Below are 15,121 nucleotides of genomic sequence, written 5' to 3' on the forward strand. Positions count from 1 at the left end.
AAGTCGCAGACGACATGGCCGATTTGGGGCTCTCGGAAATGGGATTCTTGTTTCTCATGACAGCAGACTACCTTCAGTAATTTAGAAGAGGTAACTGTCTCGCATTACATTGGCACGGGGGGCCTGAGCAGAGCATTGAATTCGCTGAGTCTGCATTGGCTCTGGTCGAAGCAGGCGTGTTTAGGAAACGTGTTCTTCAGCGCGTGCGTGGCATTCTGAAGCACTGCGAAGGCTCCAATTCGGTTTCAGCCCTATGGGAGCGGGTTCGTGTGCTGGAAAGCGCTCCAATGCAGCGTTAGGTAGCAATGGACGGTTCGTCGCAGTGCTCTTTTGCCATCGCCGCCATTTACGTTGCTGGCGCGTTCGGCCTGGTCGGCATCACGCTATTGCCGCTTCGATCTTGGACTCTCCTGCAAAGGAATCTCTGCTTGCTGTCCGACGGGCCCAACGGTAAAGCGGCATTTGTGATGCTATTACTCTCGGCTATCCTTGCAATTGGGCTATCCGTCGAGCCCACATTTAAAGTGGTCAAGTGCTTGCTGGGCTATCACTGCAGTGGAAATCGCGCCGGCGGCTGGCTTTTCCTGTCTATGATTGGGCTCTTCTACCTTCTGTTCGAGGCAGTCGCCTTCACGGTTATCCGGTTGGCTAAGCTGCGCTCTCGGGCTGAAACCTAACGATGCGTTAGCAGCCATGATGAAACGTCTTTGCATACTGATGTGCTCTATAGGCTCTTTTTGCAGTGCAATTGCAGCAGACTCGATTGAGCTACCAAAGAGCTCGCCGCTCCAAGTTTCCGAGCTGGGTCAAGAGAGCGGCGATGTCGTTCGTTTCACTGGGGCCATCTCGTTCGAGGGGCAATTTGTGTTGGAGCGGCCGCTAATTGACGGAGAGCCAACCTCGCTCTCCGCACGTCTCATTGTTTCAAGAGAGGCCAGGTCCAGCTTTCCGGTGGTAGCCGGCGATTTCCCTGAGCAACTCGTCGTTGAGAATCCTGAATTTCTCTTGGAGGCTCTCTTACCGAAGTCAACCCGCGATGATTTACTTAGCGCACGCCTTCTCGCATTCAGCGGCGAGGGGACGTTCCGGGTCTCAGGGCTGTTCACCGCCATTGACTGCAATCACCGCGGATGGGTCGTTCGAGTTGAATCGGCAAAATCAACTGAGTCCATTGCCAGGCAGCCGGTGCCGTCCGCGTCTGGCTGCTAACTACGTATTCGAGCTGACCGTTGGGAGAAGTCATGGTGTTTTCTGATTGGCAGCTCAATACGGCGTTGGCCGCCAAATCCGAGGTTCATCGTGCTTCACGTTCGCGAATCACAACCCGGTGAACTTGCCTGGGTGAATTCATGCTATGCGTCAGTTGGGTTTGCGCCGTCCGCTGCGTCGGAGCTGATCGCGATAGCGGAGGCTGATGGCTGCAAGGCTGGCGTTGGTCGTGTCGTCCCGATCACATCGGGTGTGGGTGAGTTGGGAGGCATGTTTGTGCTGCCCGAGTTTCGCGGTCGCTCCGTGGCGACCAAGCTGGTCGACTTTCTGCTCAGCCGCTGCCAGCATGCTCAGCTCTTCTGCATTCCATTTGCTCATCTTCGATCGTTCTATGTGTCGTTTGGCTTCCTGCCCGTAGATCCAGGGATCGCTGTGCCCGAGCCAATCGCCAGGAAGGTGGCGTGGTGCAACGATCAGTATCCTGAGCCGGTATCTCTCTTGGTTCGTGGCGCCCTGCCAGCCACGCAGCAACGCATTGGCAGCTAACCAATCGTTCAAGCGGGCCTTCGGGCCGGTAAAGTCCGGCGTTGCCGTAGGTCGGGCCCTGGCCCGACATGTTGCACACCCAAGCGCCACGGGTGCGCTGCGCGGAGGCCGCGGAATTGGGGGTTCGAAAGGCGTCCAGGCTTTGTTGGCGGGCCAAGGCCTACGGGCTGATTCTGTTTACGAATTGTCCGGGTTGGCCGCTAAACTCTGCCGACTTCATCTCAACGGCCTGCAAATGCGAGGTCTTTCAACCCTCCTTCTGGTTTCTCTGCTATTGAGCTGGGGCTCTGCGGCTGCAGATCATGGTTCGGCGCCTTATCTGGTTTCAACCGATGGTTCGGTCGAGCAATTGCCCTTGGTGATGACCAGCGTCGACGTGGCGATAGCCGGTGTGATTGCAGACGTCCGCGTGACGCAGGTGTTCGAAAACCGAGGGGAGCTTCCGATCGAAGCCGTCTACGTCTTCCCGGGTTCGGATCGCGCAGCGATCCAGGCCCTGCAGATGCGCATCGGCGACAGGGTCATCCGTGCCGCTATCCGCGAGAAAGCGGTCGCCCGGGCCGAGTACGAGGAAGCGCAAACGCAGGGAAAAACCGCGAGCCTGCTCGAGCAGCTGGATCCCAGTATCTTCCGCATGAGCATAGCGAACGTGCTGCCCGGCGACCGCATCGAGGTTGAACTTCGCTACACCGAATTGCTGGTACCCACTCGCGGCGTATACGAGTTCTTCTATCCAAACACGGTAGGTGAGCGGTTCACGCAGGCGGGTGACAAGGCGATCCGCACGCCAACGAGCACGGACTCAAAAGTCAGCGATTTCGCCTTCAATATCAGCGCCCGTCTGGTGGGCGCGCTGCCGCTCGGTGAGGTCGGCAGTCCGAGCCACGATGTCGATGTCGAACAACCGTCCGCGCACGAAGCCTTGGTCACACTGGATGACGATGCGCAAAGGGATGCCGGGAAACGCGACTATCGGCTGCGTTTTCGCTATGCCGGCGAGCGCATCGAGTCCGGGCTGATGAGTTTCCGCGAGGGCGATGGTGGCTACTTCCTGCTGCTCGCCGAACCGCCGCAGCAAGTCGACGCGGCCATCGTCGTGCCGCGCGAGTTCATCTTCGTCATTGATGTTTCCGGCTCAATGGTGGGCAAACCTCTGGAGATCACCAAGGATCTGTTAGGGGATCTCGTCAGCTCGTTGCGCCCAACCGATGTGTTCAATCTATTGCTTTTTTCCGGCGGCTCGGACGTGTTCGCCGAGAATCGATCGGTTGCGGCCACGCCGGAAAATGTCCAGCGTGCGCGGGATTTCATCGGCGCCAGCAATGCCGGTGGCGGCACGGAATTGGTGTCGGCTCTCGAAACGGCGTACCGGTTGCCGAGTTCACCCGGCTTCTCGCGCTCGATCATCATCGTGACCGATGGCGCAATTTCCGCCGGTGGCGCAGCCTTCAGCGCAATCCGCAGCCGATTGGACCAGGCCAACACATTCGCGTTTGGAATTGGGCCTTCGGTGGAATCGGCGGTCATCCGCCTGCTGGCGCGGGCCGGCGCAGGAGAGCCCTTTATCGTGGGCGAGCTTGGTGAGGGCAAACAGGTAGCGACACGGCTGCGCCAGTACATCGACCGGCCCGTGTTGACCGATATTAAATTGGAGGCCAGCGGCGTCGACATCTTCGACCTGGAGCCCCTGCAAGTGCCGGATCTGCTGGCAGAGCGCCCGGTCGTGGTCGTCGGTCGCTTTCGTGGAAGCCAGCCTGGCACCGTTTCCGTCAGCGGTACTTCGGGTCGCAGCGAGTATCGGCAGGAACTGACCCTCGACCCGGGTAACGCGGACCCGTCGCTGCACGCACTGCGCCAGATGTGGGGCCGTGAGCGGATTCAAGGTCTTTTGGACGAGCAAGCGGGCAACGGCTGGTGGAGCGGATATCAGCGCAGTGATGCGATCGATCATTCCGCCGAGATCACCAAACTGGCTCTCGACTATTCGCTGCTGACGCCCTACACATCATTCGTCGCCATCGACGAGCGGATTCGCAACGACGGCGAATCCGTACGGGTCGAGCAACCAGCGGTGGCCAAGGGCGTCGGGCACCACGTCGTGCAGAGCCTCTCGCTTGCGGCGAGTGCCGCGGCGCCGGCGCTGGTCTCTAGCCCCGCATCGGATCGGACACTGGTGGCGGCTCGTAGTTTCGTCCTACGGGATGGCGTGTGGACTGACGAGGCGTTCGGCGATCAGGTTGTTCTGCGTGTTCGACCCGACAGCCAGGCATGGCAGCAGCTGCTGCTGCTCTGCCCTGAGCTGGCCGAATACCGCCTGCTGGGTGACAGCGTACTGATCGCCTTCGGCAGGTACGCTGTGCTGCTGACTCCGCGAGGTTTCTCCGACTACCCGGCCGATCTTCTCGCGCAGGCCGTGCTTCCCGCACGTGGCTAAGCGCCTTTGGCTTCGAGCCCTGTTCGCGGCAGCGTTGGTCTGCGGCGAGTACAGTCATGCGTCCGGACAGAGCCGTGACGCAGTCTTCATCTTGGGCGAGGATTCGTCCGGACGGCCCGGCTTTTACACCGCTGCAACGCGCTATTTTGCGGCCAGACTGAACGCCGGCGATCTGATGGTGACCTCCGCCCGCAGCTGGGCGGAGGTACGCGAGCGCTTGGTCGAAGCCAACGCGCAAGGCGCTCAGCCGTGGCGTCGAATTGTGCTGGTTGTCCACGGATCGCAATGGTCGGGTTTGTCCTTGCCGGTCTTCGAAGCCAGCGGCGAAGTGCCCCGCGCATCTGAGCTGCGCACCCTGATAGAGTCGCGCGCCTTTCCGCCTCTGCCTGCTGGCATCGTCGACCACCGTTCGACGCTGGTACTCGAGTCCTGCGGGCTTGGCCGCCGGACGGACCTGATGCAGGTGTACTCGCGTTTGCTGTTCGGCACCGACGAGAACCGCACGGAAGCAAGTAGCGGCCTCGTCGAGTTCGTTGCGCACACCGCTCCGTACGACAATCGCACGGAGCGGCGGGTGCGCCCATACCAGGCGAAAGTGCACCGCTGGCCATCGGAAACCGGTGGCGTTTCAGGCGAAGCTGACGGCTGGACCAGGATTCCGGTCAAGCTTGAGGTCGCGGTCGCTGCCGAACAATGCCGAGAGCAAGCGGCCGGCGGAATCGCTCGCAGCGCAGCGGTGCGGACGACCCTCAGCGATTTCGGCTTGGCGCCTGGTCAGCTGCGCTGGCGTATTGAGCGATCGGAAAGCGGGTGCAAACTGTTGGGCAGCGCTACGGTAATGACCAGCGAGGCACAGCCGGTGAGCGCGATCGGTGACCGCGGCTGAAGCTCAATGCATGCATCCAGCGGGCGCGGCGGTGATGCGCCCGCTCGGCGGTCGGTCGTGCAGCGCTTAACACTTTATCAGCGCGAGGATGAAGTCAATCGTCGACCAAGTTCGGAGACGAAGCCATTCGGGTCGTCGACGCCGATCTGAACCGATTCGTTCGTGCTCAGATCCAGCTGCACATTCACACCACCACAGCCCGCTATCTTGGTGTGGCCGCAGGCGTCCCAGTCTTTCCAACCAAGCGTTTTTTGCAGCGGTGATCTCAACAAGAGGAATCGTGCGGCTGATGTTCAATCCATAGCGCAGGTACACCGCCTTGTCGTCCAGCGAGATCGGGCGTGCGCTGGCTGCGTTAGCTTCCGCCACACCAGAGCGAGCCGAGGATGCTGGCCAGGGTGGTGATGCCCGCAGCCGCCGCGCTCTGCTGATCGAGTAGAAAATGAACCACCGGAATGTCGGGCCAGGGCCCGACGTATCGGGATAAGAGGCAGTCGGGTCATTACCATGCACCGACGGGTTGTTAACGCGGCAGGCATTGGTGCACCATTTGGCGCCCGATGGCGGGGGCAGCCCGCCGTTCGGCCCTGGAGCGTTCTTGGAATCTCTGCTCGTATCCACTGGCGTTGTCGCCCTGGCCGAAATCGGCGACAAGACCCAACTCTTGGCCTTCTTGCTGGCCGCCCGCTTCAAGAAGCCGCTACCGATCATTTTCGGCATTCTGTTCGCCACCCTGCTCAATCATGGTCTAGCCGGTGCACTCGGTGCCTGGATCACCGCCACGCTGAGTGCGGAAACGCTGCGTTGGGTGCTGGGCTTGTCGTTTATCGGTATGGCGATCTGGACCCTGATTCCAGACGCGATCGAGGAGGAGGAGGCCCAGGCCGCCAAGCGATTTGGTGTGTTCGGTGCCACCTTGATCACCTTCTTCCTGGCTGAAATGGGCGACAAGACCCAGGTTGCAACGGTGGCATTGGCGGCGCACTATGCGGCGCCGGTGCTGGTAGTGATCGGCACCACGCTTGGCATGCTGCTTGCAGACGTACCGGCGGTTTTTGTTGGCGACCGGCTGGCAGCGCGTATTCCCATGCGACTGGTGCATGGCATCGCTGCAGGGGTGTTCGCTGCGCTGGGCATTGCGACCTTGTTCGGCGTCGGCGCTAGCTTGGGAATTTAGCGGACGAGCATCCCCCTCCACCAATTCAGGCTCCCGCAGCTTGGTTGTTGCGTGCCTGCAACGCTGTGAGTCGGCTAGACGCATGTTCGCGACCCCGCGGCGGTACTACCCTGGTGTCAGTCAGAACTTCGCGCCGCAGGCGCAAGGAACCGTTATGAAAAGCGTCAGCATGATTCGCAGTGCGCCGCCGGGCCATTGGGTGGGTGATGGTTTTCCGGTGCGTTCGCTGTTCTCCTACGACAATATCGCCGAGCAGCTCAGCCCGTTTCTGATGCTGGATTACGCCGCCCCGGCCGAGTTCAAGCCGGCGACGAAGAAGCGCGGAGTGGGTTCGCATCCGCATCGTGGATTCGAAACGGTGACCATCGTCTATCAGGGCGAGGTAGATCATCGTGACTCGACCGGCGCCGGCGGTCATATCGGGCCGGGCGATGTGCAGTGGATGACCGCCGGCGCTGGCCTGGTACACGAAGAGTTTCACTCCGAAGCCTTCACCCGCAGCGGCGGCAAGATGGAGATGGTGCAGCTCTGGGTGAACTTGCCGGCTAAGGACAAGATGACCGCGCCGGGCTATCAGACCCTGATGGAGGGCGATATTCCGCGGGTGGAGCTGCCGCAGCAGGCCGGTTCGCTGCGAGTGATCGCCGGTGAGTTCGATGGCCAACGCGGCCCGGCGCGCACCTTTACCACGATAAACGTCTGGGATCTGCGCCTGAAGGCGGGCGGCACAGCCGAGTTCAGCTTCACCGAGGGCCATACCCTGGCGCTGGTGGTGTTGCACGGCACGCTGCAGGTGAATGATCAGCAGCTGGCTCGTGAGGCGCAGCTGGTGCTCTTCTCGCGCGAGGGTGAGTCAATCAAGCTGGAAGCCAACAACGATGCGACCATCCTTGTGTTAAGTGGCGAACCGTTGAACGAACCGATCGTCGGCTATGGACCATTCGTGATGAATAGCCGCGAGGAAATCGTGCAGGCGATCAACGATTTCAACAGTGGCAAGTTTGGTCGACTGGCGGGGTGAGGCGAGCCTGGGATGGTGGGCGGCACGCCCACCCTACGATTCGCGGCGATGCGCGGTGTGCCCTGGGCCCAACGACCGTGGCTGTGGCCAGACGGTAGCTCGGCCGGGCCAATCCAGCATTTGCGGGCGGGCAGGCAGAACTGTGATCGGGTCGACAGCGTTGACGGCGCCGCTGGGCTGCACTTAGGGTTCTCTGACAGGGGGTCAGAGGCGCCCCGCCTTGCCATGTCGACGCGCGAGATCGGTGGGCGTTGAGGACAGCGCGCAGCCAGGGATGCCGTGACGGAGTGAGCGAGTTTCCGTCCATTGATGGCTTTGAGTTTGTCGCCTTGCTCGGCAAGGGCGGCATGGCGTCGGTGTATTCAGCGCGCCAGCTCAGCGTTGACCGCGAGGTGGCGATCAAGTGGGTCGAACCGCAGCCCGGCCATTCGCAGCAGTTTCTGCTGCGGCTGGAGAACGAAGCGCGCACCCTGGCCGGCTTGCAGCATCCGCACATCGTCGAGCTGTATCAGTTTGGCCGCACGCCCGAGGGCGGGCTGTATTACGTGATGCCGTTGCTGGCCGGCGGCGATCTGCGCGCCTGGCAGCGACCGGTGGACGAGGCGCGGGTAATCAAGCTGCTGCTGGCCCTGCTCGACGCGCTGCAGCAGGCGCATGCCGCCGGCATCGTGCACCGCGATATCAAGCCGGAGAACATCCTGTTTGATCGCCAGGGACGGCCACTGCTGGCCGATTTTGGTGCCGCCCTGCTGCCGCAGCATTCGCGTCTGACCCGCGAAGGGCAGGCCATCGGCAGCACCGGCTACATGAGCCCGGAGCAGGCCAGGGCCTGGGAGGTCGACCCACGGGCCGACCTGTACAGCGTGGGGGTACTGGCCTATGAGCTGCTGACCGGCGAGATGCCGTTCGATGGACCAGACGACCTGTCGATCGCCCTGGCGCAGTGGGAGCAGCCGATTCCGCGTCTGCCGAAATCGTTGCGCCATTGGCAGAGCTTTATCGATCGGGCCTTGGCGGTCGACCCGAACAAGCGCTTCGCCGATGCTGCAATCATGCGGCAGGCCTTGCTCAGACTACAGCGCCGCCGCCGTGATCCTTTCTGGCGTATCGCACTTCACCCACTTACGCCCTGGGTCGGTGGCGCCGTCTTGCTGTTGCTGGCGCTGGTCTGGTGGTGGCCGGTGCCGAGTGACTCCGAGCAGATCGGCAAGCTGATCGAGTCCGGCGTGCTGATGCCGCCGCCGCAGCCCAATGCGCTCGATCTCTGGCTGGCGGCCGAGAGTGGCGATCTGGGCGGGGACGAGCGCGCCGTCTTGCGCGGCAATTTGCTCGACAAGTTGGCCGATGAAGTCGAAAGCGCCAGCCGGCACGGTGACCTGCAGGCATTCCTGCCGTTATGGAGTCGCTGGCAACAGGCAATCGGCGCCCTGCAGGCGGAAGCCGAGCCACGCGTACTGGAGGTGAATCGAGGTGTTGAGAAGCTGTTGGAAGCCAGTCTGAGCTTCGCCCTCGACACCTACGACCCGGCCGGTGCCGAATCGGCACTCAGCGCGATCGATCGCTGGACCCTGGCACCCAAGCATCTGCTCGATCTGGCTGCCCAGGTGCGCAGCCTGCCGGCGCCCGGCGCCGCCATGCAGGATCCGAATGGGCCGCCGCTGATCGTGGCGCGAGCGCCCAAACCCGGCCTGCCCGGTGTTGCCATCACTCAACACGCCATTTCGCCCTTGCTCTGGGGTCAGTTTCAGCGCTCCCGCGGGCGCCAGACCAGCGCCTGCAACGGCGCTCCACAAGGTCTGCAGGGCTGCATCGGCCATGGCGAGGCCAAGGCCTTTGCCGCCTGGCTGAGCCAGGAATCCGGACACCCTTACCGCCTGCCCGATCGGCAAGAGCTGGCTGCCCTGATCGGCAATGTGGCTAGCGCCAAGGCCTGGGCCTGGACCAGCAGCTGCAATGAAGTGCGCCATGTCACCCCGCCCAATGTCGGTCAACGCGCGGTCGGCAAGCTGCGCCAGCTGTTTGGCGGCAAGGGCGCGCAGCCCAAGGTCGAAACCAAGTGTGAAGGGCATATTGCCCTGTCCCTGAATGGCAGCGGCGCATCGAAACCGATTGCAACGGCCGGCGCCGACACGGTGTTGGTGCTGCTGCGCGAGATGCCGGCGCCGAGCGAATGAGCCCGCCACACGCGATCGCTTGCGATGAGTGGCTCCTGTTCGAGTTGGATGTGTGGCCAGATCCGATCAGCGGCAGGTAAGGAGGTCTGCTACCTCTCGTGTCAAACGACAACGGCGCGCAGCTTGCCTTCGCTTGCAGGCGCAATTGCCGGTGTCGGCAATGGCTGCTCAAGTGCATGAGCTTCGCGTATTCGGACCCTCATCCGCCCTCCGGGCACCTTCTCCACAGGGAGAAGGGAGAAAAGCGATGTCACTACGCCCGGCCTAGAAAATCCCGCTTGCCCAAAGGCACGCCCTGCATGCGCAGCAGGTTGTACGCCGTGCTCAGGTGGAAGTAGAAGTTCGGCAGGGCCCAGGTATCAAGGTACTCAGCGCCGACAAAGTTCAATTCATTGCCCTGAATGCTGAGGGTGATCGGGCGTTGTTCGCCGGCGTTCACCGCATCGGCATCGAGGCTGGCGATGAAGTCCTGCACCTTGGCGATGCGTGCATGCAATTCGGCCAGGGTGGTTTCGCTGTCTTCGTGCTTGGGAATCTCGACGCCTGCCAGTCGCGCGCTGGCGCCTTTGGCCAGATCGCAGGCGATCTGAATCTGCCGGGTCAGTGGAAACATGTCCGGCGCCAGCCGTCCGGCCAGGAACTTGTCGGCCTCGAAACCACGCGCCTCGGCATTGGCCTCGGCCAGGCTGAGCATGCGGTCCAGGGCACGCAGGTTGTGTTGGAACACGGTAACGGAACGGCGGTAAAGACTCATGGTGTCTCCGGTGAGTTCGACAGGGGCCCTACGGGCTAAGAGTGGCGTTCGCGGACGCGTGGCGCAATCGCCAGTGATTGGCGGCGGCGGGACTGGCGCCGGCGCTGCTGCGCAGCATGCAGGGTGGCCGCCAACGGTCCGCCGGTATCGAACACGATCAGGGCGGTGACCAGGTACGGGTGCCACAGGCCGTCGCCAAGACCAACGGCGGCCAGCACGGCGAGGGTACCGATCAACGGTATACCGAGTGGAAAGCTATCCGGCCAGTGTCCCTCGCGCAGATGAAACAGCCAGGCCATGAGACCGCTATACAGCAGGTTGATGACCACGATGGCCACGGCCAGACCTAGTGCGCAACCGGACATCCACGACATGGTGTCAGCTCTCTTTCGATGGGCTCGGCAGCCGCCAACCAGCGCAAACGCGCAGGTGACGCTGCGTCATAGCGGGGTCAGCCAACCTTGACTGAGCACACAGGACGATGCAGCCCGACGATTCGTCGCAGCACGAAACCATGTGTTCAGCGATTGGTCAGTTGAATCTCGATGCGTCGGTTGCGGGCCAGCGCGGCCTCGCTATCGCCTTCCACCAGCGGCTGAAACTCACCAAAGCCGTTGGCAGCCAGCCGATGCGCGGGGATGCCGCTCGCCACCAGATGCTTGACTATTGCGATCGCGCGGGCAGCGGAAAGTTCCCAGTTGGACGGGAAGCGCGCGGTGTTGATCGGCCGTTTGTCGGTGTGACCATCAATGCGCAGCACCCAGTTCACGTCGGAAGGGATTTCGGCGGTGACTTCGCGCAGGGTCTGGGCGATTCGATCGAGCTGATACTTGGCGGTCGGCCCCAGCTCGGCCGAACCGGAGGCAAACAGCAGCTCCGAGGGCACCACGAAGCGATCGCCGACGATGGTGATGTCATCGCGGTTGCCGAGGATCTCGCGCAGCTTGCCGAAGAAGTTGGAGCGGAACCGCGACAGCTCATTGACCTTCTGCGCCAGGGCCAGATTGAGCTGCCGACCGAGATCCTCGATCTGCAGATCCTTGGCCGAGTTCTGCGCTCGCGACAACTCCAGAGCGGCGGTGATCTCGTCCAGCTGCTGGCGCAGGGCGGCCATCTGTCGATTGAGCAATTCCACCTGCGCGGCCGACTTGGCACTCAGGTCGGTTTGCACGGTGAGCTTTTCCTTGGTTTGCTCCAATTCGGCCAGACGCGAGGCGATCTCGGATTCGAGCTGTCGCTTCAGTTCGGCCAGCGCGTTGATATCGGCACTCAGGCGAGCGACGTCGCTCTGGCTCGATTCCAGCTGGGCCTGGGTCTGGGTCAGGGCGGCGCTGGTTTCATCCAGCCGCAGACGCAGCGCATCGCGCTCGGCCGAGGTGCTGGCCAACGACGCCGACAATTCATCGACCTGCTTCAGGGCCTGATCCTTGGCCTTCTGCTCCATCGACAGCACACTGGCCAGCTGCGCCAACTCCGCGTTCAGTCGCGCCAGCGCCTTGTCGCGACCACTGAGCGCATCGCTGAGCACGAACTGGCCGATGGCAAAGACCATCAGCACGAACACCAGCACCATCAGCAGGGAGCTGAGGGCATCGACAAATCCGGGCCAGAAATCGACGGCGCGACGGCGGCGGGCGGCGAGAGTGGTCATGCTTGGGGCCGGAATTCGGGGTTCGGGATTCGGGATTCGCGGGTCACGGCGTGCGGGCGGGGCTCAGCGAATACCCGGCGAGTGAGCCGGCTTGAGTGCCTATCTGCAGCCCTAAGCACGTTTGGCATCCAGGGCTGCTGCGAGGGTACGCGAGAGCAGGCGGAATTCGCTGCGCAGGTCTTCGGTCATGCCGCCTTCCTGTTGCGCCAGTTGCTTGAGTGCGCCGCGCAGTTCGGTCTGTGCTTCGGTCAGGCGCGCCAACTGTGTGTTGAGTTCGCTGAGTTGGTCGGAGCTGGCCTTGCGTTCGCGCTCGGACTCGACGATGGCACGCTGCATGCGCTCCAGGCCGTCGGCGGTCTGCTCCAACAAGGCCTGCACGTAGGCCGGCACCGAAGTCTCGCCCTCGCCACCGAGACTGCCAGACGACAGTCGGGTCATGCCCGACAACCAATCTTCCAGTTCGGAGTAGAAGCGGTTCGAGGCGCGGCCGGCAAACAGATCGAGCAGGCCCAGAATCAGAGAACCAGCCAGGCCGAACAGCGAGGTGGAGAAGCTGGTGGCCATGCCAGATAGCGGTTCGCGCAGCTGGGTTTTCAGCGCCTCGAACATCGCCACCGCATCGCTGCCAGCAGACAGGCCGGCGATGATGTCGGCCACCGAGGCGATCGTCTGCAGCAGACCCCAGAAGGTGCCGAGCAGGCCGAGGAAGATCAGCAGGCCGATCAGATAGCGGCTGAGATCGCGTTGCTCTTCCAGTCGCAGATAGACCGAGTCGAGCAGGGAGCGCATCGAGGCGGTGGACAGCGATTGCGGCTTGCGTTCGCCCTGCGACAGCAGATTGGCCATCGGCGACAGCAGCCGTGACTGCACGGTCTGCTTGCGTTCCGGATTGGAGCGCCTGAACGCTTCGATCCAGCGGACTTCGTTCTGCAGTCGCACCACGCCGCGCAGGTTGACCACGATGCCGACGCCGAACACCAGCAGGATCAAACCGTTGAACCAGGGTGTGGCCATGAACGCCTGACCCAGGGGAACGATCATCAAGCCGCAGAACACCGCGACGGCGGCGAGAATCGCCAGCATGGGAAACAGCACACGTATGGGTTGGCTCATCGGCTCGTCCTGAACAGCGGTCCGGCACAGGGTGAACCATTCCGACCGGCTTGGGGTGAGATGGTTCCGTGGCGATTTAGGCTTTGCTCAGTTGCAAGCCGGCCCTGCAGAGCGCTCGGGCAAGGTTGCTTTCAGCGCAGGTCGCGTCGCGCGGCGTCAAAGAAGCCGCGCAGATCCTGCACACAATCGATCACCAGGGGCACCAGATCGTCGCTGGACATATCCTGCAGCCGATACTGCTGCGGATCGCCACCGGCCAGGATGTAGCATTGCCAAAGGCCTTGCCTGAGTTGCTCGATCTCGTTGTTCAGTCGGGACAGGTCTGACATCGGCCACCTCGCAAGTCTCGGAATTCCGCTAGATCATTGATTCAGCCCGCAGCGGCGGCCTCGAGCTGCTCGCAGGCATAGGCATAGCCGGCCGCCTCGGCGCGGTCAAAGGCCTTCCAGTCGAGCAGGTCGATACCCTCCAGCGGTGGGGTCAGCAGCAGCTTGGTCTGCTTGCGAGCGCGCTGTGCTGTCGCCGCTACATTGACCATGCCCGCACGCAGCAGAATCTGACCAATGCCCGGCCGACGTCGCTGGCCGAATAGCTCGGGCAGCAATTGCCACCACGGCGGCAGGTGAGCTTCGTCAATCTCTGCGTTAAGTCGGTATTGACCCCCGACATCGGAGGCGACGATCTCACCATCGAGTCGTTTGCGCATCTCCGATACCGGCAGATTGTCGATCACGCCGCCATCAACCAGCACCCGACCGGCATGGAACAGCGGCGGCAACACGCCCGGAATCGCGCTGGAGGCACGTAGCGCCTGCCACACCAGACCGCTGTCGTGCACTTCCAGATCGCCCTCGGTGAGGTTGCTCGACACGCAGAAAAAGGGGATTGGCAGATCCTCGATTTCGAGCTCGTTGAAGGCGGCGCGCAGGCCATCGACCACGCCCTTGCCAGAGCGCAGCGACACCAGGGGCAAGGTCCAGTCGGCCAGCGGGTTGCGGGTGACGAAGTGCTGGCGAAACTGATCGCGCATGGTGGCATCATCCCAGCCCGCGGCCAGTCCCGCGCCGAGGATGGCGCCGATGCTGGTGCCGCCGACATAGTCGAATTTCCAGCCCGCCTCGCGCAGGGCGCGGATCACGCCGAGGTGGGCAAAGCCGCGCGCTCCGCCACCGGACAGCACCAGACCGGTAGCGCTGCCGGTGAGGTGGCGCACCACCCGACCCAGATCCTCGTCGCTGCGGATATGGTGATGCGCCCTGCCCTGTGGCAGCCGCTCCAACCAGTCGCCGGTGGAACCGGGTGCTGCGGGCTGCGGGTTCAGCATCAACAGATGCACCGGCACCGAAGGGCCGCGGGCCGGCGCGGGTAGACGTGTTTGCAGTTGAACCGGGTGGCGGCTATCGGCCACCAGCAGCACGCAATCGGATTGCCGCACGCAGCGTTCGCGCCAGTCGGCATTGGTATCGGCGACATAGATCAAGTACTGCGCGGCCGCCTCGCGCTCACTGAACCAGGCGATGGGCTTTTCCAGGGCCTTGTTGGCGTCGATGATCTCGGTCTGATCGCCGACGTCGAGCTGTGCCGCAAGACGCTGGGCCAGCGCCATCATATCGACACCCGGCGTGGCCGATATCAGGGCAAAGCAGGTGAAGCGGGTTTTTGCCTTGCGCAGGCTGTAACTGCGCCGCAGCGCCAGTTGCGCCGTGCGCAACATGGCTTCGGGATGCAGGGCGGCCAGTTTCTCGAAGCCACTGCGCGGCAGGAACAGCAGATTGCAGTCGCGCATGGCGATCACCCGGGCATTGCGCGGCTCATTGGCCAGCAAGCCGGTTTCGCCGACCGTTTCACCCTGGGCGATGGTGCCAAGATGGCGAATGCGGCCGTCGGCCTCGCGCCGACTGGCGCTGAGACGACCGTGGATCAGCAGGTACATGCCGTCCGAGGCCTCGTCCTGATCGAACAGCACGCGCCCGCCCTCCAGCGCAAACCACTCGATCTGATCGGCCAGGGCGCGATAGGCGCTTTCACCGAGGCCATCGAACAGCGGCTGCGAGCGCAGGGCCTCCAGAACGCGTTCACGTAGCACTTCGGCGCGCCCGACCATGGCTTGGAGTGGTCTCCTGCTGATAGCTGCGATCAGTGTAGCGAGTCTGCAC

General features: G+C 62.8%; 13 protein-coding genes. 7 read left to right on the top strand and 6 right to left on the bottom strand.

Translation table 11 applies throughout. The annotated features are described in order from the left end of the window. Positions 1 to 305: 305 nt before the first annotated feature. The 7 genes from IFO71_RS17920 to IFO71_RS17950 all read left to right on the top strand — a co-directional run bounded on the left by IFO71_RS17920 (position 306) and on the right by IFO71_RS17950 (position 9,447). Positions 306 to 677, top strand: a complete 372-nt coding sequence (locus IFO71_RS17920; RefSeq protein WP_192031045.1) for a hypothetical protein — start codon at positions 306 to 308, stop codon at positions 675 to 677. Between the two features lie 664 nt (positions 678 to 1,341). Beyond that, positions 1,342 to 1,755 carry a GNAT family N-acetyltransferase gene (locus IFO71_RS22690; protein ID WP_425502913.1) on the top strand — a complete coding sequence of 138 codons (414 nt, stop codon included), beginning with the start codon at positions 1,342 to 1,344 and terminating at the stop codon, positions 1,753 to 1,755. Positions 1,756 to 1,939: 184 nt separating this feature from the next. Then, positions 1,940 to 4,189 (top strand): VIT and vWA domain-containing protein, encoded by a 2,250-nt coding sequence (locus IFO71_RS17930; RefSeq protein ID WP_192031047.1) that lies wholly within the window; start codon positions 1,940 to 1,942, stop codon positions 4,187 to 4,189. A gap of 91 nt (positions 4,190 to 4,280) precedes the next feature. Next, positions 4,281 to 5,075, top strand: coding sequence for a hypothetical protein (locus tag IFO71_RS17935; protein ID WP_192031048.1), 795 nt, complete (start codon positions 4,281 to 4,283; stop codon positions 5,073 to 5,075). 598 nt (positions 5,076 to 5,673) lie between these two features. After that, positions 5,674 to 6,252, top strand: coding sequence for a TMEM165/GDT1 family protein (locus IFO71_RS17940; protein WP_192031049.1), 579 nt, complete (start codon positions 5,674 to 5,676; stop codon positions 6,250 to 6,252). A gap of 154 nt (positions 6,253 to 6,406) precedes the next feature. Then, entirely contained in the window at positions 6,407 to 7,273 is an 867-nt protein-coding gene (locus IFO71_RS17945) for a pirin family protein (RefSeq protein ID WP_192031050.1), read from the top strand. Positions 7,274 to 7,560: 287 nt separating this feature from the next. Next, entirely contained in the window at positions 7,561 to 9,447 is a 1,887-nt protein-coding gene (locus IFO71_RS17950) for a bifunctional serine/threonine-protein kinase/formylglycine-generating enzyme family protein (protein ID WP_192031051.1), read from the top strand. A 253-nt stretch (positions 9,448 to 9,700) separates the two neighbouring features. Here the strand turns inward: IFO71_RS17950 and IFO71_RS17955 are convergent, their stop codons facing one another. The 6 genes from IFO71_RS17955 to IFO71_RS17980 all read right to left on the bottom strand — a co-directional run bounded on the left by IFO71_RS17955 (position 9,701) and on the right by IFO71_RS17980 (position 15,069). Then, on the bottom strand, positions 9,701 to 10,201 hold the full coding sequence (locus IFO71_RS17955; RefSeq protein ID WP_192031052.1) for a DUF1993 domain-containing protein: 501 nt from the start codon (positions 10,199 to 10,201) through the stop codon (positions 9,701 to 9,703). 35 nt (positions 10,202 to 10,236) lie between these two features. Then, a complete protein-coding gene (locus IFO71_RS17960) occupies positions 10,237 to 10,575 on the bottom strand; it encodes a hypothetical protein (RefSeq protein WP_192031053.1) in 339 nt (112 codons plus the stop codon). Positions 10,576 to 10,721: 146 nt separating this feature from the next. Beyond that, positions 10,722 to 11,852 (bottom strand): peptidoglycan -binding protein, encoded by a 1,131-nt coding sequence (locus IFO71_RS17965; protein ID WP_192031054.1) that lies wholly within the window; start codon positions 11,850 to 11,852, stop codon positions 10,722 to 10,724. Positions 11,853 to 11,963: 111 nt separating this feature from the next. Next, on the bottom strand, positions 11,964 to 12,965 hold the full coding sequence (locus IFO71_RS17970; protein ID WP_192031055.1) for a flagellar motor protein MotA: 1,002 nt from the start codon (positions 12,963 to 12,965) through the stop codon (positions 11,964 to 11,966). 131 nt (positions 12,966 to 13,096) lie between these two features. Further along, a complete protein-coding gene (locus tag IFO71_RS17975; protein WP_192031056.1) occupies positions 13,097 to 13,294 on the bottom strand; it encodes a hypothetical protein in 198 nt (65 codons plus the stop codon). Between the two features lie 41 nt (positions 13,295 to 13,335). Further along, complete coding sequence (locus tag IFO71_RS17980) at positions 13,336 to 15,069, bottom strand: patatin-like phospholipase family protein (RefSeq protein ID WP_192031057.1); 1,734 nt, start codon at positions 15,067 to 15,069, stop codon at positions 13,336 to 13,338. Positions 15,070 to 15,121 lie beyond the last annotated feature (52 nt).

Source organism: Pseudomarimonas arenosa (assembly GCF_014841215.1).
In the GTDB taxonomy this organism is placed as follows: Bacteria; Pseudomonadota; Gammaproteobacteria; order Xanthomonadales; family Xanthomonadaceae; genus Pseudomarimonas; species Pseudomarimonas arenosa.